Genomic DNA, 25,961 nt, shown 5'->3' on the forward strand with positions numbered 1-25,961 from the left:
AGGCGTGCCCGGCCTCCCACCGGCGTGCCCGGCCTCTCACGGGCGTGCCCGGCCTCTCACGGGCGTGCCCGGCCTCCCACCGGCTTGCTCGGCCTCCCGTCTGACCGCCGGGCGGATCAGCCGTAGGTGCGGCTGACGTGAATGACCAGAACCACGAGCTGCCCGCGTCTCGATCTGTTCGCCGCGTGCACGGCGGAGTTCGAGCTCGAGGATGGCGACGGTGTCTTCCAGGTCCTCCAGCTTCAACAGGTTAGAAGAGGTGTGGGTCAAGGGTTCCGGAAAGCCCGAAGGGCCGCCGCACCGAGTGGTGCGGCGGCCCTTCGCTCGTCCCGTACGGGACGGACGTCGAGGAGCTACGTCAGTGGACGTCGCCCATCAGCGCCTTGACCTTCTTGCGCGACATGTAGATCGCGAAGCCGGCCAGGACCGCGGCGGCGGCCTCGAAGGCGACGACGCCCTGCGTGTTGAGGTCCGCACCGGCGATGGAGAGCATGCCGGTCACGGAGTCACCGGCGGTGACCGCGAGGAAGAAGACACCCATCATTTGGGAGGCATACTTCGCCGGCGCCATCTTGGTGGTCAGCGACAGACCCACCGGCGAGAGGCACAGCTCGGCCATGGTGTGCATCAGGAAGATCAGCACCAGCCACCACATGGTGACCTTGCCGTCGCCCGCCATGCCCATCGGGATCAGGAAGACGAAGAACGAGGCACCGATGATCAGCAGACCGAGGGAGAACTTCACGACCGTGTTGGGCTCGCGGTTGCGGCGCGCCAGAGCGATCCAGACCGCGGCGAAGACCGGCGCGAAGATCATGACGAACAGCGGGTTCAGCGACTGGAACAGCGTGTTCGGCATCTCCCAGCCGAAGATCGAACGTTCGGTGGAGGTGTCACCGAAGAGCGAGAGCGTCGAACCGCCCTGGTCGTAGATCATCCAGAAGATGGCGGCGGCGACGAAGAACCAGATGAACGCGTTCATCTTGCTCTGCTCCTCGCCCGTCAGCTCCTTGTCGCGCTTGATGCGGGCGATCACGGCGATCGGGACGACCAGACCGATGACCGTGATGGGCAGCAGCGCCCAGTTCAGGGTCAGGTCCCAGACGCCGGTGAAGGCGACGAGCAGGTAGAAGGCGGCGACGACCGCGACGGCGGTGAGCGTCCTGCTGATGACGGCGCGCTTCTCGGGGGCGGTCAGCGGGTTCGGGACCTCGCTGGAGACCGGGGCGAGGTGACGCGAACCGATCATGAACTGGAGGGCGCCGAGCGCCATACCGACCGCGGCGAGACCGAAGCCGAGGTGCCAGTTGACCTTCTCGCCGAGGATGCCGATCGCGAACGGAGCGGCGAAGGCACCCAGGTTGATGCCCATGTAGAAGATGGTGAAGCCGCCGTCACGGCGGGTGTCTTTCGGGTCGGCGTAGAGCTGGCCGACCATCGTGGAGATGTTGGCCTTCAGCAGACCCGAGCCGACGGCCACGAGGGCCAGACCGACGAAGAACATCACCTGCGTGGGCAGCGCGAGGCTGACGTGACCGGCGACGATCACGACGCTCGCGATGGCCACCGTCTTGCGGGCGCCCCAGACACGGTCACCGAACCAGCCGCCCGGCAGCGTGAAGAGGTACACCACCGACACGTAGACCGAGTAGATCGCCGTGGCCGCCGCGGCCGTGTAGGCGAGCCCGCCGCCCTGGGAGCCCGTCGCGGCGTCCGCGCCGCCGGAGACCAGGTAGAGGACGAGCAGTGCGCGCATGCCGTAGTAGGAGAAGCGCTCCCACATCTCGGTCATGAAGAGTGTGGCCAGGCCGCGGGGGTGGCCGAAGAAGGTCTTCTCGCCGTGCGGGGCGGAATCCTTCGTCAGGCTGGACGCCATGGTCGTTCCTTGTTCGTTCGGGACGCGCCGCAGACATGAGCCTGCTGCGCGCCCGGTGGGGGTGGCCGGCACCGGTGCGGCTCGGCTCTCCCCACGCCAGAGGGCCCCGCCGCCGCAGGCACAAGGGTGCCTCGGCGCGAGGAAGTGAGCGGAGCGCTCCGGGATCCACGCCCCGTGCGCGTTCTGGCGTACGGGGCCCGGCCCATAGGTCAATCACTGGTACGGGGCCGATGGGGCGGCTCCGCGTGCATGGCGGACTTTGGCTGACCAGTCAGTCCATAAGTCCCATCTGCAGTTATAGGCGTTCGGACACCATAAGAAGATGTAGGTGCCCTATGGAAGGATTTGAGAGCTGGATCACAAGATTTTCTGGAACCGATCCAGTGATTCGAAGGTAACTCATGGAAAACTCCCGCAGACTCACAGGGGCGGGTGGCCTTCACGGCGAATGCGGCTTTCGGCATTGCTTCCTGCCTTACCTCCGGATGCGTACGCCGCCCCGCAGGCCGCCGCACGGGCCGCCGCACAGGCGCGACGTGTCCGCCTCCGGAGGGTGGCGCCAGCCCGCTCCGGAGACAGAAGCGAGGTCGCTCGGGAGCCCTGCGGGATGCCCGGCGGGCCGTGGATCCGGACGACTACCATCAGGGCATGACCCGTGTACTGCTCGCCGAGGACGACGCGTCCATCTCGGAGCCGCTGGCCCGCGCCCTGCGCAGGGAGGGTTACGAGGTCGAGGTACGCGAAGACGGACCGACCGCCCTCGACGCGGGCCTGCAGGGCGGAATCGACCTCGTGGTCCTCGACCTGGGCCTGCCCGGTATGGACGGCCTCGAAGTCGCCCGCCGCCTGCGCGGCGACGGACACGCCATCCCGATCCTCATCCTGACCGCCCGCGCGGACGAGGTGGACACCGTGGTCGGCCTCGACGCCGGCGCCGACGACTACGTCACCAAGCCCTTCCGCCTCGCCGAACTCCTCGCCCGCGTCCGCGCGCTGCTGCGGCGCGGCGCCGCCGAGGTGAAGGAGGCGCCCGCGACCCACGGCGTACGGATCGACGTCGAATCGCACCGGGCCTGGATGGGCGAGGAGGAGCTCCAGCTCACCGCCAAGGAGTTCGACCTGCTGCGGGTCCTCGTCCGCGACGCGGGCCGCGTCGTCACCCGCGACCAGCTGATGCGCGAGGTCTGGGACACGACGTGGTGGTCCTCCACGAAGACGCTGGACATGCACATCTCCTGGCTCCGCAAGAAGCTCGGCGACGACGCGGCGAACCCGCGCTACATCGCCACGGTGCGCGGCGTGGGCTTCCGCTTCGAGAAGAGCTGAAGCCCTCTGTACGGGGCGATGGGCGCCACGCCGGTCGGGCGCGGTGCCCACCCCCGTAGGAAAGGACAAACGTGCGGCGTCGGCTCATCAACTCCACCCTTGCCGTCGTGCTCGTCGTCATCGCCGTCTTCGGGGTCTCCCTCGTCATCGTCGAGACGCGGACCATCACCACCAGTGCGCAGGAGCGCGTGGACTCCGAGGCCGTGCGGCTCGCGTCCATCGTCGACTCGCGGATCCTCGGGCACGAGCAGATCACCGCCGAGGTCCTCGCCGACCAGGTCGAGGGCGCGCGCTACGCCGTCGTCGAGATCCCCGGCCGCAGCGAGCCGATCGTCATCGGCGAGCGGCCGGTCGGCGATGTCATCCAGGCCACCGAGCGCGGCGAACAGGGCGAGACCGTCACCGTCCAGGAACCCCGTTCCACCGTCACCAACGAGGTCTGGCGCACCCTCCTGATGATCGCCGCGGTCGCCGCCCTCGCCGTGATCGCCGCGGTCCTGCTCGCCGTACGCCAGGCGAACCGCCTCACCTCCCCGTTCACCGACCTCGCCGAGACCGCCGAACGCCTCGGCTCCGGCGACCCCCGCCCCCGCCGCAAGCGCTACGGCGTCCCCGAACTCGACCGCGTCGCCGATGTGCTCGATTCCTCCGCCGAGCGCATCGCCCGCATGCTCACCGCCGAACGCCGCCTCGCCGCCGACGCCTCCCACCAGCTCCGTACGCCGCTGACCGCGCTCTCCATGCGCCTGGAGGAGATCACGCTCACCGATGATCCGGAGACCGTGAAGGAGGAGGCGACCATCGCGCTCACCCAGGTGGAGCGCCTCACCGATGTCGTGGAGCGCCTGCTCACCAATTCGCGCGATCCCCGCACCGGTTCCGCCGTCGCCTTCGACCTCGACGAGGTCGTCAAACAGCAGCTGGAGGAGTGGCGCCCGGCCTATCGCAGCGCGGGCCGCGCCATCGTCCACTCCGGCAAGCAGCATCTGCGGCCCGTCGGCACCCCGGGCGCGGTCGCCCAGGTGCTCGCCGCCCTGATCGAGAACTCCCTGATGCACGGCGGCGGCACCGTGGCCCTGCGCACCCGCGTCGCCGGCAACCAGGTCGTCATCGAGGTCACCGACGAGGGCCCGGGCGTCCCGGCGGACCTCGGCACGCGGATCTTCGAGCGGGCCATCAGCGGCCGCAACTCCACCGGCATCGGCCTCGCCGTGGCCCGCGACCTGGCGGAGGCCGACGGCGGCCGCCTGGAGATGCTCCAGGCGCGGCCCCCGGTCTTCGGCCTGTTCCTGTCCAACACCCCGCCGGCCCCGGACGAGGACGACCGGCCCCGTACGGTCAGATGACCTCGTACGGTCAGATGACCTCGCACGGTCAGAGAGTGGCGGAGGCGCGCGGTCGGCTCTCCGCCGTCTCGGGCGGCAGCGTCCGGAACACCCAGGTGCGGTAGGACCAGAACCGGAACAGCGTCGCGACCCCGATCCCGACGAACTTGAACACGTTGGACTGCAGCGGAGTGTCCCAGCCCGCCCAGTACGTGGCCGCGTACAGCACGCCGTTCTCGATCACGAGCCCCACGGCGGAGAACAGGAAGAACAGACCCATCTCCCGCGTGCGGCCGCTCTTGTCGCGATCCCGGTAGGTGAAATACCGGAAGCCGATGTAATTCGTGCAAATGGCCACGAACGTGGCGATCATCGAGGCGCGCACCACCGGAATCTCCGTGGTGTGCCGCAGCAGATTGAAGACGCCGAGGTTGACGAGCATGCCGACCCCGCCCACGGCGCCGAACTTCATGAGTTCCCGCCAGAGCCGGTCCAGCCGTGCGCGCAAGGAGTGTGCGCGCAGGGCGCCCCGATTGCTCATGGTGGTCGTTCAGCCTCGTTCCGTGGTCTCCCCCGTCCGGTCGTGCACGCCATGCTAACCAGACTGTGAGATGTGACGCAGGACTCGTAGGTCACTACGTATCCGGAGGCCCTTTACTCTGGAGGATGTGACGTTCCCGGTAGTCGGCATGGTCGGCGGAGGGCAGCTCGCGCGCATGACGCACGAAGCAGGCATCCCGCTCGGCATCAAGTTCAAGCTCCTCAGTGACACCCCCACGGATTCCGCGGCGCAGGTCGTCGGCGATGTCGTCATCGGCGACTACCGCGACCTGGCCACGCTGCGCGAGTTCGCGCGCGGCTGTGACGTGATCACCTTCGACCACGAGCATGTGCCGCTCGAGCACCTGCGCGCCCTGGAGGCCGACGGCATCGCCGTACGCCCCGGGCCCGAGGCGCTCCGGCACGCGCAGGACAAGGGCGCGATGCGCGAGCGCCTCACCGCGCTCGGCGCGCCCTGCCCGCGCCACCGCATCGTGCGCGACGCGGCGGATGTCCGCGCCTTCGCCGAGGAGGGCGGGGGCTTCCCCGTCATCCTCAAGACGGTCCGCGGCGGCTACGACGGCAAGGGCGTGTGGTTCGTCCGCTCCGAGGCGGACGCCGCCGAGCCCTTCAAGGCCGGCGTCCCGGTCCTCGCCGAGGAGAAGGTCGACTTCGTACGCGAACTCGCCGCCAACGTCGTCCGCTCCCCGCACGGGCAGGCCGTCGCCTACCCGGTCGTCGAATCCCGCCAGGTCGACGGTGTCTGCGACACGGTGATCGCCCCCGCCCCCGACCTCCTTGCGGAACTCGCGGTCGAGGCCCAGGAACTGGCCCTGCGCATCGCCGACGAACTCGGTGTCATCGGCCACCTCGCCGTCGAACTCTTCGAGACCGCCGACGGCGCGATCCTCGTCAACGAACTCGCGATGCGCCCCCACAACTCCGGGCACTGGACCCAGGACGGCGCCGTCACCTCCCAGTTCGCCAACCACGTACGCGCCGTGCTCGACCTGCCGCTCGGCGACCCGCGCCCGCGCGCGAAGTGGACCGTCATGGCGAACGTGCTCGGCGGCGACTACCCCGACATGTACTCCGCGTACCTGCACTGCATGGCACGCGACCCCCAGCTCAAGATCCACATGTATGGCAAGGACGTGAAGCCCGGCCGCAAGGTCGGCCACGTCAACACCTACGGCGACGACCTGGACGACGCGCTGGAGCGCGCGCACCACGCGGCCGGCTACCTGCGAGGAACGATCACCGAATGAGCGAACGCAGCGAGAACGGCGCCGACGGCCGGTCCGGCGAGCGCGCCGCCGGGCCCGTCGTCGGCATCGTCATGGGCTCGGACTCCGACTGGCCCGTCATGGAGGCGGCCGCGCAGGCGCTCGCCGAATTCGAGATCCCCTACGAGGTCGACGTCGTCTCCGCACACCGGATGCCGCGCGAGATGATCGCGTACGGCGAGGAAGCGGCCGACCGCGGCCTCAAGGCGATCATCGCCGGAGCCGGGGGAGCGGCCCATCTCCCGGGCATGCTCGCCTCGGTGACCCCGCTGCCGGTGATCGGCGTACCCGTGCCGCTGAAATACCTCGACGGCATGGACTCCCTCCTCTCCATCGTGCAGATGCCGGCCGGCGTTCCCGTCGCCACCGTCTCCGTGGGCGGCGCCCGTAACGCCGGACTGCTCGCCGCACGCATGCTCGCCGCGCACGATCCGGAACTCCTCTCCCGCATGCGCGAGTTCCAGCAGGAGCTGGGCGAACAGGCAACCGAGAAGGGCCGCCGGCTGCGCGCCAAGGCGGTGGGCAACGGGGCCTTCGGCTTCACGAAGTAGCGGCCGCGGGGGCCGGGGAAGCACGAACGCCGGGTTCGGGTATGTGCGGATGCATCGACCCCGGAGGTGCGGACGCATGGACCCCGGAGGTGCGGACGCATGGACCCGGGAGGTGCGGAGGCCGCGACCGGGGACGTCACGTCGCCCCGGTTAGGTTGTCTCCATGACTTCCCCGGACCCCGCCTCCGCCGACCGCCCGCCGCACCGCTCGCCGGATCCTTCCCCGTACCTCTCCCAGGCCCTGGACCTGCTGTCCGAACATCCCGTCGTCGACGGGCACAACGACCTGCCGTGGGCGCTGCGCGAGCACGCGCGCTACGACCTCGGGAAGTTCGACATCGCCCGCGACCAGCGCGGCAGGCTGCACACCGACCTTCCGCGCCTGCGGGCCGGCGGCGTCGGAGCGCAGTTCTGGTCGGTGTACGTACGCAGCGACATGGCCGGAGAGGACGCGGTCAGCGCGACGCTGGAACAGATGGACTGCGTGGACCAGTTGCTGGCCGCGTACCCGAAGGACCTGGTCCGCGCGCTGACCGCCGACGACATGGAGAAGGCCCGCGGCGAAGGCCGTATCGCCTCCCTCAAGGGCGCCGAGGGCGGCCACTCCATCAACAACTCCCTGGCCACCCTGCGCGCGCTGTACGCGCTCGGCGTGCGCTACATGACGCTCACGCACAACGACAACATCGCCTGGGCGGACTCGGCGACCGACTCGGTGGGCGTCGGCGGTCTCTCGGCCTTCGGCCGTGAAGTGGTCCGCGAGATGAACCGCACAGGCATGCTCGTCGACCTCTCCCACGTCGCGGCCACGACGATGCGCGACGCACTCGACGAGTCCGCCGCGCCGGTCATCTTCTCCCACTCCTCCTCGCGCGCGATCTGCGACCACCCGCGCAACATCCCCGACGACGTCCTGGAGCGGCTGCCCGCGAACGGGGGCGTGGCGATGGCCACGTTCGTGCCCAAGTTCATCCTCCCCGAGGCCGTCGCCTGGACGAAGGCCGCCGACGAGAACATGCGCGCCCACGGGCGCCACCACCTCGACACCACCCCCGAGGCGATGGCGATCCACCGCGCCTTCGAGGCCGCGAACCCGCGCCCGGTCGCGACGGTCGCCACCGTCGCCGACCACCTCGACCACATGCGCGAGGTGGCCGGCATCGACCACATCGGCATCGGCGGCGACTACGACGGCACGGCGTTCACGCCGTCCGGCCTCGACGACGTGGCCGGGTACCCCAACCTCATCGCCGAACTCCTCCACCGCGGCTGGTCCACCCCCGACCTCGCCAAGCTGACCTGGTCCAACGCGGTCCGCGCCCTACGAGACGCAGAATCCGTCGCCGAGGACCTGCAGTCCCGCCGGGGCCCGTCCAACGCGACCCTGACCGACCTGGACGGCACCTCCAGCCCGGCTGGGGTTTGAGGACGGGCTCGGTCCAGCATTCCAGCCCCTCCGGCGTTTGAGGACGAGCGCGTTCAGCGCGACAGGGGGGCCAGCGGGCGAAGCCCCCGGGGTGGCTCAGCCACCCGTGGGCGCATCGCACATCTGGCCCAACCCACCCGTGGGGTGCTTCGCACAGAAGGCCCGCCCGCCACTGGGCCCCACCCCCCCGGGGGGTGCCCACGGGGGGGGGTGGGGCGTAAGCCCACGTACCCCGGACGCACCAGCCGACGGGTCGGACCGGCGACCGCATGCCACGGTGGGCTGTACGCGCCCCACGTGACCGGAGTCCCCATGGCCGATCTGCACCTTGACTCGACGGCCTCAGGAGAGGCCGTCCAACTGGACGAGCCCAGGACCGGTACACCGCCGGCCCTTGCCGAGCAGACGCTCCCCGAGCCGCAGGCACCCCACGCGGGCCCGGCCGAACCCCGAACAGAACCCTCGACGGAACCCCCGGCCGAACCCCCGACACAGCCTCGGACACAGCTCCCGACAGAACCCCCGTCCCCCCGGGCAACCGCCCAGACCCTCCTCACCCACCACCCCGTCACCGACGGCCACAGCGGCCTCCCCAGGGCCCTGCACCAGCTCAGCTGGTACGACCTGGAGCTGGGCGAAAGCAGCCTGCGCACCGACATCCCGCGTCTGCGCATGGGCGGAGTGGGCGCGATGTTCTGGTCCCTCGCGCTCCCCGAGGAGCACCGCGGAGGGCGCGCCCTGCCCACCACCCTCACCCTCGTCGACCTCGCCACCCGCGTCATCGACGCCAACCGCGAGTCCCTGCGCCTGGCCCGCACCCCTTCGGATGCCGCCGACGCCCGCGCGTACGGCCGCATCGCCTGCCTGCTCGGCCCGGCGGAGGCCGTCTCACTCGCGGACTCGCTCGCCACCCTGCGCGCCCTGCACGCGCTGGGCGTCCGCAGCCTCGCCCTGTACGGGACGCACTGGGCCGGTGATCAAGGCCTGAGCCGCTTCGGTGAGGAGGTCGTACGGGAGTGCAACCGCCTCGGCATCCTCCTCGACCTCAGCGGCAGCTCACCCCGTACGGCCGAACGCGCCCTCGCCGTCTCCAAGGCCCCGGTGGTCTTCTCCCGCTCGGGCGCCGCCACCCTTACCCCGCATCCGGCCAACCTCACGGACGAGACGCTCGCCGCCCTCCGTACGCACAAGGGCCTGTGCATGGTCCCGTGCGCGGGCGCCCGCACCGGCCCGGCGCTCACCGATGTCGCGGACCACCTCGACCACGTACGCGAGGTGGCGGGCCCCGCATGCGTCGCGCTCTCCGGCGCGCACGACACCGAGGAGCAGCCGGCCGAGGGCGTCGAGGACACCTCGCGCTACCCGGACCTGATCGCCGAACTACTGCGCCGCGGCTGGCCCGAACCCGACCTCGCGCTTCTGACCTGGGGCAACGCCCAACGTATTCTCAGGGACACGGACTTCACGGCCCGCGCGGCCCAGCAGCGCAGACCACCGTCGACGGCGACGGTGGAACGCCTGGACGGCTGAGCGCGACGGTGGAGCGCCTGGGAGGCTGAGCGCGGGGCGTTGTCGGCGGGCGTTGTCAGCCGGGACTGTCAGCCGGGACTGTCAGTGGGGAGCGGTAGCCTTGAAAAGGGCTCGGCCCCCAGGGAGGGCGGGGTCTGTCCAGCTGTACCCGGCCCCGCTCAAGCAACCGGCCGCCCCATCGCCCGGTACGTCCACCCAGCCTCGCGCCACCGCTCCGGGTCCAGCGCGTTGCGCCCGTCGAGGATGATCCGCTCGGCCGCCACGGCGCCCAGCGCCGCCGGGTCGAGCTCGCGGAACTCCCGCCACTCCGTGAGGTGCAGTACGACATCGGCGCCCCGCACCGCACCGAGCGCGGTCTCGGCGTAGCCGAGCGTCGGGAACAGGCGCCGGGCGTTGTCCATGCCCTTGGGGTCGTACACCGTGACCTGGCCGCCCTGCAGATGCACCTGCCCGGCCACGTTCAGCGCGGGCGAGTCCCGTACGTCGTCGGAGTCCGGCTTGAACGTGGCGCCGAGCACCGCGACCCGCTTGCCCAGGAACGCACCGCCGACCGCCTCGCGCGCCAGCTCCACCATGTGCCCGCGCCGCCGCATGTTGATCGAGTCGACCTCGCGCAGGAACGTCAGCGCCTGGTCCGCCCCCAGCTCACCGGCGCGCGCCATGAACGCCCGGATGTCCTTCGGCAGACAGCCGCCGCCGAAGCCGATCCCGGCCCGCAGGAACTTCCGGCCGATCCGCTCGTCGTAGCCGATCGCCTCCGCCAGCTTCACCACATCGCCGTCGGCGGCCTCGCAGACCTCGGCCATCGCGTTGATGAAGGAGATCTTCGTCGCCAGGAAGGAGTTCGCGGAGGTCTTCACCAGCTCCGCGGTCGGGAAGTCCGTGACGACGAACGGCGAGCCCTCGGCGATCGGCGCCGCGTACACCTCGCGCAGGATTTTCTCCGCCCGCTCACTCGCCACACCCACCACGAGCCGGTCGGGGTGCAGCGTGTCGTTCACGGCGAAGCCCTCGCGCAGGAACTCCGGGTTCCACGCCAGCTCCACGCCCTCGGGCAGCAGCATGGCGAGCCGCGCCGCCGAACCGACCGGCACCGTCGACTTGCCGACGACCAGCGAGCCCTCCCGTACGAAGGGGGCGAGTGAGGCGAAGGCGGCGTCCACGTGGCTCATGTCGCAGGCGTACTCACCCTGCCGCTGCGGGGTGTTGACGCAGACGAAGTGCACATCGCCGAAGTCCCCCACCTCTTCCCACGAAGTGGTGAACCGCAGTCGCCCGCTCGACCCTTCGAGGCCCTCGACATGCTTGGCGAGCAGCTCCTCCAGGCCCGGCTCGTACATGGGCACCCGGCCCTGCGCGAGCAACTCGATCTTCTCGGGGGCGATATCGAGCCCGAGCACCTCGAAGCCCAGCTCGGCCATCGCCGCTGCATGCGTCGCACCGAGATATCCGGTGCCGATCACAGTGATCTTGAGGGACATACGCGGTGCTCCTGGACGTGCTGGGGGGCTGGCCGTCCCGAGCATATCCGCGCGCGCGAGCCGGATGTCCGGGGTGGCATTGCTCACTGGAGCCGCACCGGAAGCGCGCCCGGTCGCTATCGTGGAACCTGCACAGGCTACTTAGCGGTAATTAACTCGCATTAGCCCGCATTGACTCGTACCGACTCAGCCCGACTCAGCGTGGGAGTGGACAACCTTGGCAGGACAGCCCGAATTCGACCTGTACCGTCCGGCCGAGGAGCACGACATGCTCCGCGAGGCCGTCCGCGCGCTGGCCGAGGCGAAGATCGCTCCGCATGCGGCCGCCGTCGACGAGGAGGCCCGCTTCCCGCGGGAGGCCCATGACGCGCTCGTCGCCAACGATCTGCACGCGGTGCACGTCCCCGAGGCCTACGGCGGCGCCGGTGCCGACGCGCTCGCCACCGTCATCGTCATCGAGGAGGTCGCCCGAGTCTGCGCCTCCTCCTCACTGATCCCCGCCGTGAACAAGCTCGGCTCGCTCCCGGTGATCCTCTCCGGCTCCGAGGAGCTGAAGAAGAAGTACATGGGCCCGCTGGCCAAGGGCGAGGGCATGTTCTCGTACTGCCTCTCCGAGCCGGACGCCGGTTCGGACGCCGCCGGCATGAAGACCAAGGCCGTACGCGACGGCGACTACTGGGTCCTCAACGGCGTCAAGCGCTGGATCACCAACGCGGGCGAGTCCGAGTTCTACACGGTCATGGCCGTGACGGACCCGGAGAAGCGCTCCAAGGGCATCTCGGCCTTCGTCGTCGAGAAGGGCGACGAGGGCGTCTCCTTCGGCGCCCCGGAGAAGAAGCTCGGTATCAAGGGCTCCCCGACCCGCGAGGTCTACCTCGACAACGTGCGCATCCCCGCCGACCGCATGATCGGCGAGGAGGGCACCGGTTTCGCGACCGCCATGAAGACCCTGGACCACACCCGCATCACCATCGCGGCCCAGGCCCTCGGTATCGCCCAGGGCGCCCTCGACTACGCCAAGGGCTACGTCCAGGAGCGCAAGCAGTTCGGCAAGCCGATCGGCGACTTCCAGGGCATCCAGTTCATGCTCGCCGACATGGCCATGAAGATCTCCGCGGCCCGCGCCCTCACCTACCAGGCCGCCGCCGCCTCCGAGCGCGGCGACGCCGACCTCACGTACCTGGGCGCGGCCGCCAAGTGCTTCGCCTCGGACGTCGCGATGGAGGCCACCACGGACGCGGTCCAGCTCCTGGGCGGCTACGGCTACACCCGTGACTACCCGGTGGAGCGCATGATGCGTGATGCCAAGATCACGCAAATCTATGAAGGTACGAATCAGGTCCAGCGGATCGTCATGGCGCGCAACCTGCCCTGACCCTCTGCGAGCTGATCCGTCGAAGGGCGCCTTCGGGCGCCCTTCACGCTTGTGTGCCGCGGATCAGCTGCGGGGGCCGCGCGTGCTGCGGGCCGCGGATCAGCGGCGGGCCGCGGACCCGCTCAGGCGTTCTCGCGCAGCACAGCGGGCCGGCGCGAGGCGATGACCTTCCTGGCCAGGGCCTTGGGGCTGGTCAGGAAGCCGTAGCCCCACGACATGTGCATCGTCGCGAGCGCCACCGGGATCTGCAGGCGGGCCTTGAGCGGCAGCCCCTTGCCGGCCGGCAGGGAGCCCGCGGTGATTGCGGCGAGGTAGCCGCCGGGGATGACGAAGCCGAGTGGGGTGAGCGCCGCGCCCACGACCAGTCCGGCCGCGATCGCGCAGACGGCGGTCGGCGGGGCGAGGTAGCGCAGGTTGATGGAGCCCTCGTGGTAGCGGGCGACGACATGGCGCCAGCGGCCGTAGTCCTTGTACTGCTTGGCGAGCGCCTTCACGGAGGGGCGCGGCCGGTAGGAGACCCTCAGCTCCGGCGAGAACCAGATGAGGCCGCCGGCCTCGCGGATACGGAAGTTCAGCTCCCAGTCCTGGGCGCGGATGAACTCCTCGTTGTAGCCGTCCTGCTGTTCGAGCGCCTCGCGCCGGAAGACGCCGAGGTACACGGTATCGGCGGGGCCCGCCTCGCCGCCGGTGTGGAAGGCGGCGTTGCCCACGCCGATCTTCGAGGTCATCGCGGCGGCGACCGCGTGCTCCCAGTCGTTCTCGCCCTCGGCGTGCATGATGCCGCCGACGTTCATCGCACCGGTCTCCTCCAGGAGGCGGACGGCGGTGGCGATGTAGTTCGGTGAGAGGATCCCGTGGCCGTCGACGCGTACCACGATCGGGTGCCGGGAGGCCTTGATCGCCGCGTTCAGGGCGGCGGGCGTGCGGCCCGTCGGGTTCGGCACCGTGTGGACGCGGGGGTCTTCGCGTACGAGCTCGGCGGCGATCTCGTCGGTGCGGTCGGTGGACGGGCCGAGCGCGATCACCACCTCCATCTCACCCGCGTACTCCTGCTCCAGGATCGCGTGGACGGCACCGCGCAGATGCCGCTCCTCGTTGAGGACCGGCATGATCACGGATACGGCGGGGGGCTGCTCGGCGGTCGGCCGGCGACCCGGCCGGGGATTCTCGCTCATCACCCGTCACGTTACCGCGAACGGGGGACACGGTGGTGCGGCCCCCGGGCCGCCTCCCCGGGCCGCATTTCGTATGGGCCTACGTTTGTACCGTCCCTGCGCCTGTGTGCACCACGTACCACCGCTGTGTGCACCACGCACCGCCGCGGAGAGGTGTCCCCCTGTGCCCGTGCCGCCGCCCAGCCCCGCCCGACCTCCCCGGCGAGGACCACGACAGGGAGCGCGGCAGTCCGTACGGTCCGGGGTGCGGCAGCCGCCGCCCGTGCGGCGCAGGAGGCCCGGGCGGCGGCCGCGCTGGGCGATGCGGATGGCGACCACGTTCTCTGTGGCGGTGCTCGCGACGGCCGGGATCGGGCATGTCCTGGTGACGGGCCTGGACACCGGGATCGACCGGGTCGACCCCTTCAAGGACATGAAGAATCGTCCCTCCGCGAGCGACGGCATGAACGTGCTCCTGGTCGGCACGGACGGCCGCAACAAGATCACCGAGCAGGAGCGGCGCGCGTACCGGCTCGGCGGGGCGCCCTGCAACTGCACGGACACGATCATGATCGTGCACATCTCGGAGGACGGGAACCGCGCCAGCATCGTCAGCCTGCCGCGCGATTCGTACGCCGTGGCGCCCGCGCACACCGACCGCAACAGCCGTGAGAGGCACCACGCGCACCCGATCAAGCTGAACGCCGCCTATGCGGAGGGCGGGCCCCAGCTGACCGTGCGCACGGTCGAGCGGATGACCAAGGTCAAGATCGACCACTATCTGGAGGTCGACTTCACGAGCTTCATGAAGACCGTGGACGTCCTCGGTGGCGTGGAGATCTGCACGACGAGCCCGATGAAGGACTCGTACACGGGCCTCGACCTCGCTGCGGGCAGGCACCGTCTGAGCGGCGGCGAGGCACTGCAGTACGTGCGCTCCCGCCATGTCGACGGGGCCGCGGACCTCGGCCGGATGCAGCGCCAGCAGCGCTTCCTCGCCGCCGTCATCGCGAAGGCGACCTCGTCCGGGGTGCTCCTCAACCCGGTCAAATTCCGCAACGTGACCCGGACCGTCCTCGGCTCGGTGCGCGCCGACCGCTCCTTCGGCACCGACGAGATGCTGGACCTCGGGCGGGCGATGCGCGGCTTCACACCCGCCTCCTCCGAGTTCACCTCGGTGCCCATCGGCGAGATGAACCACAAGGTGAAGGGCATCGGATCGACCCTGAAATGGGATCCGGAGCGCTCCCGGAGGATCTTCGACGCGCTGCGCGAGGACCGGCCGCTCGCGCCGCTGCGCAAGAAGAACAAGGCGATCCTGGTGGATGTGGCACCGCAGCAGATTCGTGTGCAGGTCGCCAACGGCACCTCCGTCGACGGGCTCGGCGGACGCGTCGACAAGGCCCTGCGCAAGACCGGCTTCCGTACGACGGGCGCGCCCCTCGATGCCACGCCGGTCGAGCGGACCCTCGTCGAGTACGACCCCCGCTGGGACCGGTCGGCCCGGGCCCTGACCACCGCGCTGCCCGGATCGCGGCTGAAGGCGGTCAAGGGGCTCGGCGGGACGCTGAAGGTGACGGCGGGCCCGGACTACGCGGGGGTGCGCAAGGTGCGCGCCCAGGACGCCGACCAGGGCGAGTTCGGTGTTGTCACCGGTGACCAGGTGGTATGCGGGAAGGACTGAGGGAGGCGGCCGCTCCCGCGGTCGTCGGACCTGCCGGCCCCTCCCGCCGTCAGCGGAACCCCCGGCCGCCTGGGTCGTGTTGCGAAGATCGCTTCTGCCCTGCGGGCGAACGAAGCGACTTTCGCACCACGCCCCGGGACCGTCAGTCGTCAAGGCCCTCCGCCGCGCGCTTCTCGCGCAGCTCCATGATGGCGCGGCGGCGCGCGAGGCGGTGGGTGCGGCGGATCTGGGCCTCCTGGTAGCGGCGACGGTCGCGCTCGGTCTCCGGGAGCACCTGCGGGACGCGGCGCGGCTTGCCCTCGGCGTCGACGGCGGCGAAGACGAGGTAGGCGGAGCCGACCTGCTGCGGCGGCGTCGACTCGTTCCAGCGCTCGGCCAGGACCCGTACGCCGACCTCCATCGAGGTACGGCCCGTCCAGTTGACCTGCGCCTTCACATGGACGAGGTCCCCGACCCGTACCGGTTCGAGGAAGGCCATCTCGTCCATCGAGGCCGTCACCGCCGGCCCGCCCGAGTGCCGGCCGGCCACTGAACCCGCGGCGTCGTCGACGAGTTTCATGATCACCCCGCCGTGCACCGTCCCCAGAAGGTTGGTGTCGTTGTGGGTCATGATGTGGCTGAGGGTGGTCCGGGAAGCCGCGGTCGGCTTGCCCGGAATCTCCGCCTCGGGCTGCGGGGCCTGGTCTGTCATGTCCTCCACTCTATGTCCGCTCCGCGTCAGCCCTGGTCGCGGGCGCTTTGCGTCCGGCGCGCTCCCTCCGGGCGCTCTGTGTCCGGCGCGGGTCCCCCAGGCGCTCTGTGTCCGGCGCGCGTACCGGGCGCTTTGTGTCAGGTATGCAACAGCCCTGGCCCGGTTTACCCGCATCCCTTGCTCCCCGTAACAAGGGGACCGGCACACTGTGGGCATGAATGACTGGCCCCAGGGGTGGAATGAAGACCGCAGCCGTGGCTACGGGCGCGGCGCGAGCAGTGCGCAGCCCGAGGGCGCGCGCACGATGCGTCATGTCCAGCGCGGTCCCCAGCCCGGCCGGCCCCCCAGGCCGCAGTCGCCGCCGTACGGCGTTCCCTCGCAGCCCACGCACGGCTACGACGACCGCCGGGGCGAGTCCCACGGCAACGGGTACGACGACCGGTACGACGACGGACGCGGCGGCTACGACAGCGGCTACAGCGACGGCCAGGTCTACGGCGGTGGCGGTGGCCGTGGGCGCGGCGGCGACGACGGCGCGTACCGGCCCGGCCGGGGCGCCCCGGACTGGCGCCGCCGGATCAAGACAGGCGCGATCACACTGCTCGTGGTCATGCTGCTGTGGTCCGTGGGCACGTACTTCTGGGCGAATTCCAAGCTGCGCCAGGAGGTCGACCTGTCCAAGGTCATCGAGCGCCCGGAGGCCGGCAAGGGCACCAACTACCTGATCGTGGGCTCCGACAGCCGCGAGGGCCTGTCCGCCGAGGACCGCAAGCGCCTGCACACCGGTTCCGCCGAGGGCAAGCGCACCGACTCGATGATCCTGCTGCACGTCGGCGACAACGGGAACACGATGGTCTCCCTGCCCCGCGACTCGGACGTCGAGATCCCCTCCTTCAAGGGCTCCGAGTCCGGCAAGCTCTTCCCGAACACCGGCCGCCGCGTGAAGCTCAACGCCGCCTACGCCGAGGACGGCCCGGAACTGCTCGTCCGCACCGTCGAGCACAACACCGGTCTGCGGATCGACCACTACGCGGAGATCGGCTTCGGCGGCTTCGCGAAGATCGTCGACGCGGTCGGCGGGGTCGAGATCGACATCCCGAAGGCCTTCAAGGACAAGGACGCCGGAGCGGACTTCGAGGCGGGCCGGCAGACCCTCAACGGCGAGGAGGCCCTTGCCTACGTCCGTACCCGCAAGGCCTTCCCGGGCAGTGACCTGGACCGTACGAAGAACCAGCAGAAGTTCCTCGCGGCCCTCGCCGAGCAGTCGGCGACCCCGTCCACGGTCCTCAACCCCTTCAGGCTCTACCCCACGATGGGCGCCGGCCTCGACACCCTGATCGTCGACAAGGACATGGGCCTGTTCGACGTGGCCGAGATGTTCTGGGCGATGAAGAGCGTCTCCGGCGGTGAGGGCCAGTCGATGAACATGCCGATCTCGGGCAACCGCGGCAGCAACCTGGTCTGGGACAAGGCCAAGGTGAAGCAGCTGGTGGAACAGCTGAAGAACGACGAGAAGGTCACGGTCACCGAGTAGCCGCGCGGCACGAACGCACAAGGAGAGCCCCGGCCGAGTGATCCGGCCGGGGCTCTCCTTGTGCGGGTACGGGGGTGCGCTACCAGGTGTAGCGAGGGTTGACCTTCATGCAGCCCTTGTCCGCGCCGTTCTCGATCTTCTCCCTCGGAGGGGCCTTCGGCGCCTGCTTCACGGGCCGTTCGCCCTCGCGCCAGTCCGCGCCGACGGTCAGCGTGACGGCCGAGACCTCGGTGGACTTCTTGACCGAACTCAGCGGCAGCCCGAGGGCCTTGGCGAGCGCCTGGGCATCCCCTTCGAGCTCGGGGCTCGGGAAGTGGATCACCGTACGGGGCTGCTCCACATCGGCGCCGGGTGCGGACCGCTCGGCGGCCGCGAGGGTGTAGCCCTCGGCCTTGAGCAGTTCGGCGACCGCGCCGGCCCGGCCCGGCAGCGGAGCGAGGCCGTCGCCGCCCGTGGCGTTGTGGACGACGACGCCGGTCTCGGCGGGGGCGGCCGCAGGGTCGTCCGAGAGCTTCTCCTTGTTCTTCTTCTTGGCGTCCTTGCCGTCGAGCGCGATGTCGTCGCGGACGAGTTCCCACAGGTCCTCGGCCTCGCCCGGCTTGGGCTCGACCTTCGATCCCACGTAGTTGAACGGCATGGTCGTCATGTTGATCCGCTTGGTCGGCACCTTCTTCAGCTCGCCGCCCAGGGAGGCGAGCTTCTCGACCGAGTCGAGGCCTTCGTCGGGCTTGAGGGCCGTCGTGGCGGCCTCGGCGAGCTTCAGCATCTCGGTCGGATTGGTGAGCCGGGCGCTGGCCTTGAGCTCGCGGACCATCGAGTTCATGTACAGGTGCTGGGCCTTGGCCCGCGCGATGTCGGTGTTGTCCTCGAAGCCGTAGCGGGTACGCAGCCACTGCAGGGCCTGCTCGCCCTTGACCGAGGTGGTGCCCTCCTCCAGCTTGAGGCCGGAGCCCTCGCCGGACCGGTTGCGGGAGTGGATGTTGGCGTCCACGCAGACCGGGACACCGCCGATCGCGTCCGCCATCGACACGACACCGGTGAAGTCGACCACGATGAAGTGGTCGATACGGATCCCCGTGAACTTCTCCCAGGTCAGGACGGTGCACGCGGCGCCGCCGCGGCCGAGGGTCTCGTTGGTCGGCTTCCGGGTCAGCGCCGGGAAGGTCTCCCCGGTCTCCGGGTCCTTGCACTCCGGGATGTCGAGCAGGGTGTCCCGCGGCATGCTCACCACGGACATGTTGCTGCGGTCCGCGGAGAGGTGGAGCAGCATCTGCACATCGGCGAGCGGCTTGGCGCCGACGCTCTCCTTGTGGCCGCCGAGCCGCAGGTTCTCCGCGGAGTTACGGTCGTCCGAGCCGATCAGCAGGATGTTCAGCGGCGTCTGCCCGGCCGCGTTGGGCGTGGCCTTCGGCGCCCGGCCGTCCTCGTCGGGCATCGGCGCAGTCTGGATGTTGTTGTTGAGATGGCGGTAGTAGAGGTAGCCGGCCGTTGCCGTCCCGAGTATCAGGAAGGCGAACACCGCCGCCACCCAGCGCAGGATCCGCCGTCGGCGGCTGCGGGGCCTGCGTGCCGCCAGCCGGCGGTCGCGCCGGGTGGCGGGCTCGCCCGGGCCGGGGGGCCGCGTCCCGGCCCGGGCGCCGGGGCGGCGGTTCCCGTCCGTGCCGGGCCTGCGGGGGCCGGGTACGTGGGGTTCCGCGTGCGGGTGGGGCTTCTCCCGCGCAGGGCCGTCCCAGCCCGCCTCAGGCGGCTGCGGTGCGTGGGATTGCTGGTCACCCCTGCCGTACACATCGTTCTGCGTCATGCCCGTTCCCTCCCGGGGCGGCGCACCATGTGACCCCCACCTGTGAAATCGTCTGCAACGGCAGACCTCTCAGATGCCCCAAGGGTTGTTCACGTGCCGCGAGTCTTTTCCGGATCTTGGCCCTTCCCGTGTGATCCGGGGAACGCTCCGCTGCCGCGGGGACCGGGCGTCACAGCTGCCGCGGGCACCGGGCGCCACAGGGAGCCGAAGCGTCGGGATAATGTGAGCGGCCTGCGACCCGGCGGTCCCGTGGCCGGCTCCGAGAGGGCAACCTTCGCCCACTCTCACGCGTCAAACCAGCGAGCACGGGGCGATGACAAGGGAGTGCGCGGGTTGACCAGACACAAAGCCGCCAGCAGGAAGCCCGGTCCGGCCAGGAACGCGGGGCGCGGTGGCGTGCGTGGTGACGTGCGTGGTGACGGAGGCAGCGGCATACGCGGCGGCGGAGCGGAAGGGCCCGGCGACAGAGCGACCGACTTCGGCTGGGACGACAGTCTCTACGCGGAAGGGTCGACCGGCCCGGCCGTTTCCGTACCCCGGCAGCGCGACGGGAGTTCGTATGAGCGCGGCGGGACGCTTGAGCGCGGCGGGACACTTGAGCGAGGCGGGAGTTCACCAGGCGGAGGCGGCCGCTCCAGGCGGCGCCGGGCCGCCCCGCGCCGCCGCCGCTGGGTGCTGTGGAGCGTCTGCACGCTGTCGTTCCTCATACTCGTGGCGGGCGGTGGCGGTTGGCTGTACTACCAGCACCTCAACAACAACATCGAGAAGAAGCCGCTCAATCTCGGGACCGGCACGCAGGTCGAGAAGAACCCGCCGAACGAGTTCGGCCAGACCGAGTTGAACATTCTGCTGCTCGGATCGGACAGTCGGTCGTCCGAGGAGAACCAGCAGCTCGGTGGCGCCCGGGACACGGCGGATGAGCCGCCCAGGGCGGATGTGCAGATGCTGATGCACGTGTCCGCGGACCGCAGCAACATGTCCGTCGTCAGCATTCCCCGCGACACGATGATCGACATTCCGGAGTGCAGGGACGAGGACGGCAGGCTCTACCCGGCGAAGGACTACGCCCGGATCAACGAGAGCCTGCAGCACGGCGGCCCGGGGTGCACGGTAGCCACCTGGACCCGGATCACCGGTGTCCACATCGACCACTTCATGATGGTCGACTTCGCGGGGGTCGTCTCGATGGCCGACGCCGTCGGCGGGGTGCCGGTGTGTGTCAAGGACAATGTGTACGACAAGAAGTCCGGTCTGCGGCTCACCAAGGGCACCCACGACGTCAAGGGTGAGCAGGCGCTGCAGTGGCTGCGTACCCGATACGCCTGGGGCAGCGACGTCAAGCGTGCCGAGGCCCAGCACCAGTACATGAACGCCATGGTGCGGGAGCTCAAGAAGGGCACGAAACTCACCGACCCGGGCCAGCTGATGGACCTTGCGGAGGCCGCCACCAAGGCGCTGACGGTGGACAAGGAAGGACTTGGCAGCGTCAAGAAGCTGTACAGCCTCGCACAGGAGCTGCAGAAGGTGCCGACGGACCGGATCTCCATGACCACGATCCCGGTCCGGGAGGACCCGCGGAACCCCGAGGCCACTCTGCTGCTCAACGAGCCGGAGGCCGAGAAGATCTGGAAGCTGCTGCGCAGCGACACCGCGTTCGACGGCAAGGACAAGAAGAAGGCGGACAAGAGCCCCACCACGAAGGGGACCCCACAGCCGGCCGCCGAGGTGCCCGTCGCGGTGTTCAACGGCACGGGCGCCGGCAGTCAGCAGCCGGTGCCGGGCAGGGCCTCTTCGATCACGGAGCAGTTGCAGACGCTGGGCTGGACCCAGGCGGAAGTGGACACCACGCCGCGGCCGCAGGCCGACACGACCCTGCACTACGGCAGCGCGGAGGAGCGGGCGACCGCGCTCGCGCTGGCGAAGAAGATCGGTCTCCCGTCCGGCGCGGTCAAGCAGGTGAAGGGCACCGGGAAGCTCGAGCTGGTGATCGGTGCGGACTGGCGTGAGAGCAACGCGTACCCGAAGGCAGCGAAGCCGGGGGAGAACAAGGCGCCCGAGTCGGCGAAGCTCACCATGGGGGGCGACTCCGGGGCGTGTATGGACGTATACGCCCCCTACCGCTGGTAGCCCGGACTGCCCTGCCCTGCCCGTGCCCCGCCGTCGTCGTCAACGGGAGTCGACGACGACGGCGGGGCAGGGTCACTTCGCGCAGGTCTTCTTGTCGGCCTCGGTCTTGTCCAGGTCCTTCGGCGCGGCCGGGGCGCCCACCGCGGTGCCCGGCTCGGAGAAGTCGGCGCCGAGGATCAGGACGATCGCGGGCAGGCCCTGGTCGTTCGTCTGGCTCTCGCCTTCCTTGAGCGCCGAGCCCGGCAGTTTCAGGACCTCGGCCAGCTTGCGTGCCTGGTCGGCCTGTTCGGGCGCGTACTCGAGGGTGGTCTTGGCCTGCTTGGGCTCGTGGTTGCCGAGCTGGCTTGCCTTGTTCATGCCGTGCTCGTTCTGCACGTACGTGAGTGTCTTGCTCGCCGCGCCCTGTGGGGCGCCGCCGTTGTAGATGTTCACGCGGACGTCCGCGGCCGCGGACTTGGGGCCCTTGAGGCGTGCGGCCTGCGCGTCCTTCTTCTTCTTGGCGGTCGCGGTCAGGGACACGTCGTTCTTGATGGCCGCGAACAGCGGGTTCGCCTTGGCCTCGTTGACCAGGACGGTGGCGCCGTCGGTGTTGTCGACGACCGGGACGGTGGTGAAGCTGATGTGCTTCAGATCCACCTTGCCGAGCTCCATGCCGAGATCGCGGAGCTTGAAGACATCGCTGAGCTTGTCGTCGACGGTGAGCGCCTTCGTGGCGGAGTCGGCCAGGTCCATCATCGTCGTCGGGCTGGTCATCTTCGACTTCATCTTGCGCATCAGCGAACTGAGGAACTGCTGCTGCAGTTTGATGCGGTCGAGGTCGGAACCGAAGCCCACCGCGTGCCGGGTGCGGACGAACGCGAGCGCGTCGTCGCCCTCGACCGTGCTGGTGCCCTTGGGCAGATCCAGATGGGAGTCCGGGTCCTTTATGGGCTTGGCGAGGCAGACGTCCACGCCGCCGACCGCGCTGCTCAGGGTCTTGACGGCGTTGAAGTCGGCGACGAGGAAGTGGTCGAGCTTGATGCCGGTCAGCTCGGTGACCGTACGCATCGTGCAGCTCGGCGTACGCCCCGACTGGCCGAGGCTGATGTTGAAGCGTTTGCCCTGCTCGCCCGGAATGTTCTTCTGTGTGCCGTCTTCCTGCGTCGTCGGGCAGTCCGGGATGTCGACGATCATGTCGCGCGGAAGGCTCAGCGCCGTCGCGTTGGAACGGTCCTTGGAGACATGCAGCAGGATCGTGGTGTCCGCGTGCCCGGGGCTGCCGGCATCGCCGTAGCCCTCGTTGCCCTTGCCGGTGCGCTTGTCGGTGCCGACGATCAGTACGTTGATCGCCTTGTCCTTGCTGAACCCGCCCGTGCCCGCACCGTCGTCGGAGACCGTGGTCAGGTTGTCGTTCAGATGCTCTATGTAGAAGTACGCGGTGGCCGCGCCGCCGACGAGCAGGAACGCCAGGGTGCCGCCCGTCCACAGCAGGATCTTCTTGCCCCTGGACTTCTTCCTCTGCTTCGGTCTGCGCCGCCCCGGGCCGAGCGGCTCCTCGCCCGGCCGACGCCTGCGCTGCCCCGGTACGTCACCGGGGGGCCGCTGCTGCGGCCGGCGCCCGGGAGGTGCCTGGCGGGTGCGGCCCTGGGCCGGGGGCGCGGCGTTCGTCATGCGCCGCGGCGAGGGGATGCCCGACTCCGGTGCGGAGGGGGTCAGTCGCAGTTCGTAGTCGCCGGTCTGCGGGTTGAGTACCCACTGGTCTGCGGGGTCGATGTCCTCTGCCCGCCTGCGGCCTTGCGCGTCCACGGTTGCTTGAGTCCTCCGTCGGGGCCACGCGGCGCCTTCCCCCTTCAAGGCGTCCGGTCGATCTGTGGTGCACGGGTGCAGGGCGCTGCTTGATCGCAGGGGTGCACCGGATCGCTCACACTATCCGCCCGGATCCGCGCAGGGCGACGGCGGTGACGCATTCCACGCCGCTTACAACCGGGCAATATGCCCCAATACAAGGTCAACGGCCCTTGGTGCTTTGGGATCCCTTTACTCACCTATGGCGCAGTCGGCACTGAACAGACGGACCCGGCGGCCGTGCTGCCGCGGAAGGTGGGGGCGGCGGAAGGGGCACCTTCGGGTGATTCGCCTGGTTCGTTGTCATCTCCTGTCGCGGATGCGTCCTTCGCCACGTGCAGCGGGGCGTCCTCGCGCAGCAGCTCGAAGAGACGGTCGGCGTCCGGCTGTACGAGTTCGTCCCGGTTCGCGTCGTACGCGTAGGAGCGCCGTGGCACGGTCAGGAACCGCACCTGGTCCGCGGGGATGTCCCGCATGCTGCGCACCAGCTCGTACAGATCGGTCAGTCGGGCGATCGCCGGATCGGTGGTCAGCGAGGAGGTCGCCGCGTCGAGCACCGGGTAGAGCCGGACCGGATTCAGCAGGACGCCACTGTCGCGCAGCTTGCCGGCCAGCGCGGCGAGGAAGGCCTGCTGGCGGTCCATCCGCTCGGTGTCGCTGCCGTCGCCGAGCGTCTTGCGTGCCCGTACGAAGCCCAGCGCCTGCTCCCCGTTCAGCTTCTGCCGACCCGCCCGCAGCCTGAGCCGGGCGGCCGGATCGTCGATCGGGTCCTTCAGGCACACCTCGACGCCGTCCACCGCGTCCACCAGCTTCTTGAAGCCGCGGAAGTCCACGATCATGTGATGGTCGATCCGGATGCCGGTGAGCCGCTCGATTGTCCGGATCGTGCAGGCCGCGCCGCCCCACTCGAAGGCCCAGTTGAACTGCGCGGACCGCTCCTCGGTCCGCGTGCCGTCCTCCGTGCGGCAGCTCGGGATGTCCACGATCACATCGCGCGGCAGCGAGACGGCGGTGGCGCTCTTACGGTCGGCGGCCAAGTGCAGCAGGATCGTGGTGTCGGAGCGGCCGCCGTCCGTGCCCGAGTCCTTGCCGTACCGGTCGTTGCCTTCGCCGATACGGGTGTCGGAGCCGATCAGGAGGATGTTCTGCGCGTTGTGCTTCGCGGGCGGGGGCCGCTCGCGTTCATAGCGCGCCAGTTCCTCGGCGGCGGTGAGGTCCCGGGTGATGTTGCCCTGCAGCCGCTGATAGATCCCCCAGCCGACACCCGCGACGCCGAGCACGACAACGGCGGCGGCGAGGGCGATCCACCGAACCCACCGCGGACCGGTCGCCCGGGACGTGTGAGCGTCCTCCGCGGACTGGTCCGGAACATCGGGCGGGCCTGCGGAGTCGGTCACGTCGGGGTCCCCCCTCAGGGCATGGGCGGCACAGCCGGCGCGCCCCGTGCGGGGCGCTTCCTAGACCATGGCCCGATTCCCGAACCCTCCGCCTGCGCACACCCCCACCCGCTACGCCACCGGAGTGAGCACACCTGTCCGGGCATCCACCCCGGGTCGTATCCACCCCGGGTCGTATCCACCCCGGGGTGTATCCACCCAGGGTCGTATGCGCGCCGGGTCGTATCCGCGCCGGGCCCTGTCGGTGCCGCGCTCGATCGGCCCCGGGCCTCACCCTTCCCGCCGCACCGTCACCCGTTCGCTCTCCACCCGCTTGGCCAGATCCTCCGCACCGAGCCGGTCCAGATTCCGGCACAGCACCACCGACGCCCCGCTCACCAACGGCGCGAACAGCCCCGCCGACAGCCCGTCCCAGCTCCCGTACGAGAGCCCGGACAGCACCCGCTCCCCGGGCCCGAGCCCGAGCCCGCGCGCATCCGCGAGCGCCCGCTCCACCACCTCGGCCCCCGTCAGCTCCGTATCACCGACGACGAGCGCCTCGTCCGACGGCGATACGGGCGCGAAGGGCGCGAACTGGTCCCCTTGCCCCGGCACCTCGACCGCGTAGTCGAGGAATCCCTCCGGCGGCTGCGGAAAGCACCCGCCGAGCGGCCGCAGCGCAAGAGCGACCCGCTCACCGGAACAGCTCGAGGCCACCTCCAACGTGTCGGGCCCGCTGACCACGAGATCGGCCTCGGCGGGATCGCCACCCACCACCGCCGTCACCCCGGTGGACGAGCAGGCGAGCAGCCAGACCGCCGTCTGCCAGTGCGCGGGCAGCAGCAGCGCGAGCCGGTCGCCGGGCTCGGCGGACAGCTCGCCCTGGAGCAGATTGGCGGTCTTCGCCACCCAATTGGCGAAGGTGGCCACGGACAATTCGACCCGCTCACCGGTCGCATCGTCGTAGAAGGTCACAAGGGGACGGCCGGGATCCGCGGCGAGCGCGGATCGCAGCAGGTCGGCGGGGGTGCGGTCGGTCGCGTTCACGGCGCCA

General features: G+C 70.1%; 19 protein-coding genes. 10 read left to right on the forward strand and 9 right to left on the reverse strand.

What is annotated here, in order from left to right; all coding sequences use genetic code 11:
• Window positions 1-358 precede the first annotated feature (358 nt).
• Window positions 359-1,876 (reverse strand): peptide MFS transporter, encoded by a 1,518-nt coding sequence (locus tag ACLF6P_RS23360; RefSeq protein WP_415952608.1) that lies wholly within the window; start codon window positions 1,874-1,876, stop codon window positions 359-361.
• 648 nt (window positions 1,877-2,524) lie between these two features.
• Between ACLF6P_RS23360 and ACLF6P_RS23365 the strand changes: the two genes are divergently transcribed.
• Window positions 2,525-3,202, forward strand: coding sequence for a response regulator transcription factor (locus tag ACLF6P_RS23365; RefSeq protein ID WP_415952610.1), 678 nt, complete (start codon window positions 2,525-2,527; stop codon window positions 3,200-3,202).
• A gap of 71 nt (window positions 3,203-3,273) precedes the next feature.
• Window positions 3,274-4,548, forward strand: a complete 1,275-nt coding sequence (locus tag ACLF6P_RS23370; RefSeq protein ID WP_415952612.1) for an ATP-binding protein — start codon at window positions 3,274-3,276, stop codon at window positions 4,546-4,548.
• A 28-nt stretch (window positions 4,549-4,576) separates the two neighbouring features.
• Here the strand turns inward: ACLF6P_RS23370 and ACLF6P_RS23375 are convergent, their stop codons facing one another.
• Complete coding sequence (locus ACLF6P_RS23375; protein ID WP_415952613.1) at window positions 4,577-5,068, reverse strand: GtrA family protein; 492 nt, start codon at window positions 5,066-5,068, stop codon at window positions 4,577-4,579.
• Window positions 5,069-5,195: 127 nt separating this feature from the next.
• Here ACLF6P_RS23375 and ACLF6P_RS23380 point away from each other — a divergent pair, with 127 nt between their 5' ends.
• The 4 genes from ACLF6P_RS23380 (at window position 5,196) to ACLF6P_RS23395 (ending at window position 9,860) form a co-directional block, all read left to right on the forward strand.
• A complete protein-coding gene (locus tag ACLF6P_RS23380) occupies window positions 5,196-6,335 on the forward strand; it encodes a 5-(carboxyamino)imidazole ribonucleotide synthase (protein ID WP_415952614.1) in 1,140 nt (379 codons plus the stop codon).
• The gene (gene purE / locus ACLF6P_RS23385) at window positions 6,332-6,904 is read left to right on the forward strand and encodes a 5-(carboxyamino)imidazole ribonucleotide mutase (RefSeq protein ID WP_415952615.1); all 573 of its coding nucleotides are present in this window, start codon (window positions 6,332-6,334) and stop codon (window positions 6,902-6,904) included. Before ACLF6P_RS23380 ends, purE begins: the two co-directional genes overlap by 4 nt.
• Window positions 6,905-7,067: 163 nt before the next feature.
• Entirely contained in the window at window positions 7,068-8,330 is a 1,263-nt protein-coding gene (locus ACLF6P_RS23390) for a dipeptidase (RefSeq protein ID WP_415952617.1), read from the forward strand.
• Window positions 8,331-8,642: 312 nt separating this feature from the next.
• Window positions 8,643-9,860: a membrane dipeptidase gene (locus ACLF6P_RS23395; protein ID WP_415952677.1), complete on the forward strand. Its 1,218-nt coding sequence runs from the start codon at window positions 8,643-8,645 to the stop codon at window positions 9,858-9,860.
• Between the two features lie 158 nt (window positions 9,861-10,018).
• Here ACLF6P_RS23395 and ACLF6P_RS23400 read toward each other — a convergent pair whose 3' ends face one another.
• Window positions 10,019-11,341, reverse strand: coding sequence for a UDP-glucose dehydrogenase family protein (locus ACLF6P_RS23400; protein WP_415952618.1), 1,323 nt, complete (start codon window positions 11,339-11,341; stop codon window positions 10,019-10,021).
• A gap of 217 nt (window positions 11,342-11,558) precedes the next feature.
• Here ACLF6P_RS23400 and ACLF6P_RS23405 point away from each other — a divergent pair, with 217 nt between their 5' ends.
• Window positions 11,559-12,716, forward strand: coding sequence for an acyl-CoA dehydrogenase family protein (locus ACLF6P_RS23405; RefSeq protein ID WP_415952620.1), 1,158 nt, complete (start codon window positions 11,559-11,561; stop codon window positions 12,714-12,716).
• Between the two features lie 122 nt (window positions 12,717-12,838).
• Here the strand turns inward: ACLF6P_RS23405 and ACLF6P_RS23410 are convergent, their stop codons facing one another.
• Window positions 12,839-13,891, reverse strand: a complete 1,053-nt coding sequence (locus ACLF6P_RS23410) for a glycosyltransferase family 2 protein (protein ID WP_415952622.1) — start codon at window positions 13,889-13,891, stop codon at window positions 12,839-12,841.
• 163 nt (window positions 13,892-14,054) lie between these two features.
• Here ACLF6P_RS23410 and ACLF6P_RS23415 point away from each other — a divergent pair, with 163 nt between their 5' ends.
• A complete protein-coding gene (locus ACLF6P_RS23415; RefSeq protein ID WP_463315326.1) occupies window positions 14,055-15,554 on the forward strand; it encodes an LCP family protein in 1,500 nt (499 codons plus the stop codon).
• Between the two features lie 142 nt (window positions 15,555-15,696).
• On the opposite strand, the gene ACLF6P_RS23420 is transcribed toward ACLF6P_RS23415, so the two are convergent.
• The gene (locus ACLF6P_RS23420; RefSeq protein ID WP_415952624.1) at window positions 15,697-16,245 is read right to left on the reverse strand and encodes an acyl-CoA thioesterase; all 549 of its coding nucleotides are present in this window, start codon (window positions 16,243-16,245) and stop codon (window positions 15,697-15,699) included.
• A 214-nt stretch (window positions 16,246-16,459) separates the two neighbouring features.
• On the opposite strand from ACLF6P_RS23420, the gene ACLF6P_RS23425 reads away from it, so the two are divergent.
• Window positions 16,460-17,779, forward strand: a complete 1,320-nt coding sequence (locus ACLF6P_RS23425) for an LCP family protein (protein WP_415952626.1) — start codon at window positions 16,460-16,462, stop codon at window positions 17,777-17,779.
• 79 nt (window positions 17,780-17,858) lie between these two features.
• Here the strand turns inward: ACLF6P_RS23425 and ACLF6P_RS23430 are convergent, their stop codons facing one another.
• Complete coding sequence (locus tag ACLF6P_RS23430) at window positions 17,859-19,580, reverse strand: LCP family protein (protein WP_415952627.1); 1,722 nt, start codon at window positions 19,578-19,580, stop codon at window positions 17,859-17,861.
• 324 nt (window positions 19,581-19,904) lie between these two features.
• On the opposite strand from ACLF6P_RS23430, the gene ACLF6P_RS23435 reads away from it, so the two are divergent.
• Entirely contained in the window at window positions 19,905-21,707 is a 1,803-nt protein-coding gene (locus ACLF6P_RS23435) for an LCP family protein (RefSeq protein WP_415952629.1), read from the forward strand.
• 72 nt (window positions 21,708-21,779) lie between these two features.
• On the opposite strand, the gene ACLF6P_RS23440 is transcribed toward ACLF6P_RS23435, so the two are convergent.
• The 3 genes from ACLF6P_RS23440 to ACLF6P_RS23450 form a co-directional block, all read right to left on the reverse strand.
• Window positions 21,780-23,492, reverse strand: a complete 1,713-nt coding sequence (locus tag ACLF6P_RS23440) for an LCP family protein (RefSeq protein ID WP_415952631.1) — start codon at window positions 23,490-23,492, stop codon at window positions 21,780-21,782.
• Window positions 23,493-23,731: 239 nt separating this feature from the next.
• Window positions 23,732-24,928, reverse strand: a complete 1,197-nt coding sequence (locus ACLF6P_RS23445) for an LCP family protein (protein ID WP_415952633.1) — start codon at window positions 24,926-24,928, stop codon at window positions 23,732-23,734.
• Between the two features lie 270 nt (window positions 24,929-25,198).
• Window positions 25,199-25,954, reverse strand: a complete 756-nt coding sequence (locus ACLF6P_RS23450) for a TIGR03089 family protein (protein ID WP_415952635.1) — start codon at window positions 25,952-25,954, stop codon at window positions 25,199-25,201.
• Window positions 25,955-25,961 lie beyond the last annotated feature (7 nt).

Origin of the sequence: Streptomyces lothianensis (assembly GCF_047779955.1) — a bacterium.
Taxonomy (GTDB): Bacteria; Actinomycetota; Actinomycetes; order Streptomycetales; family Streptomycetaceae; genus Streptomyces.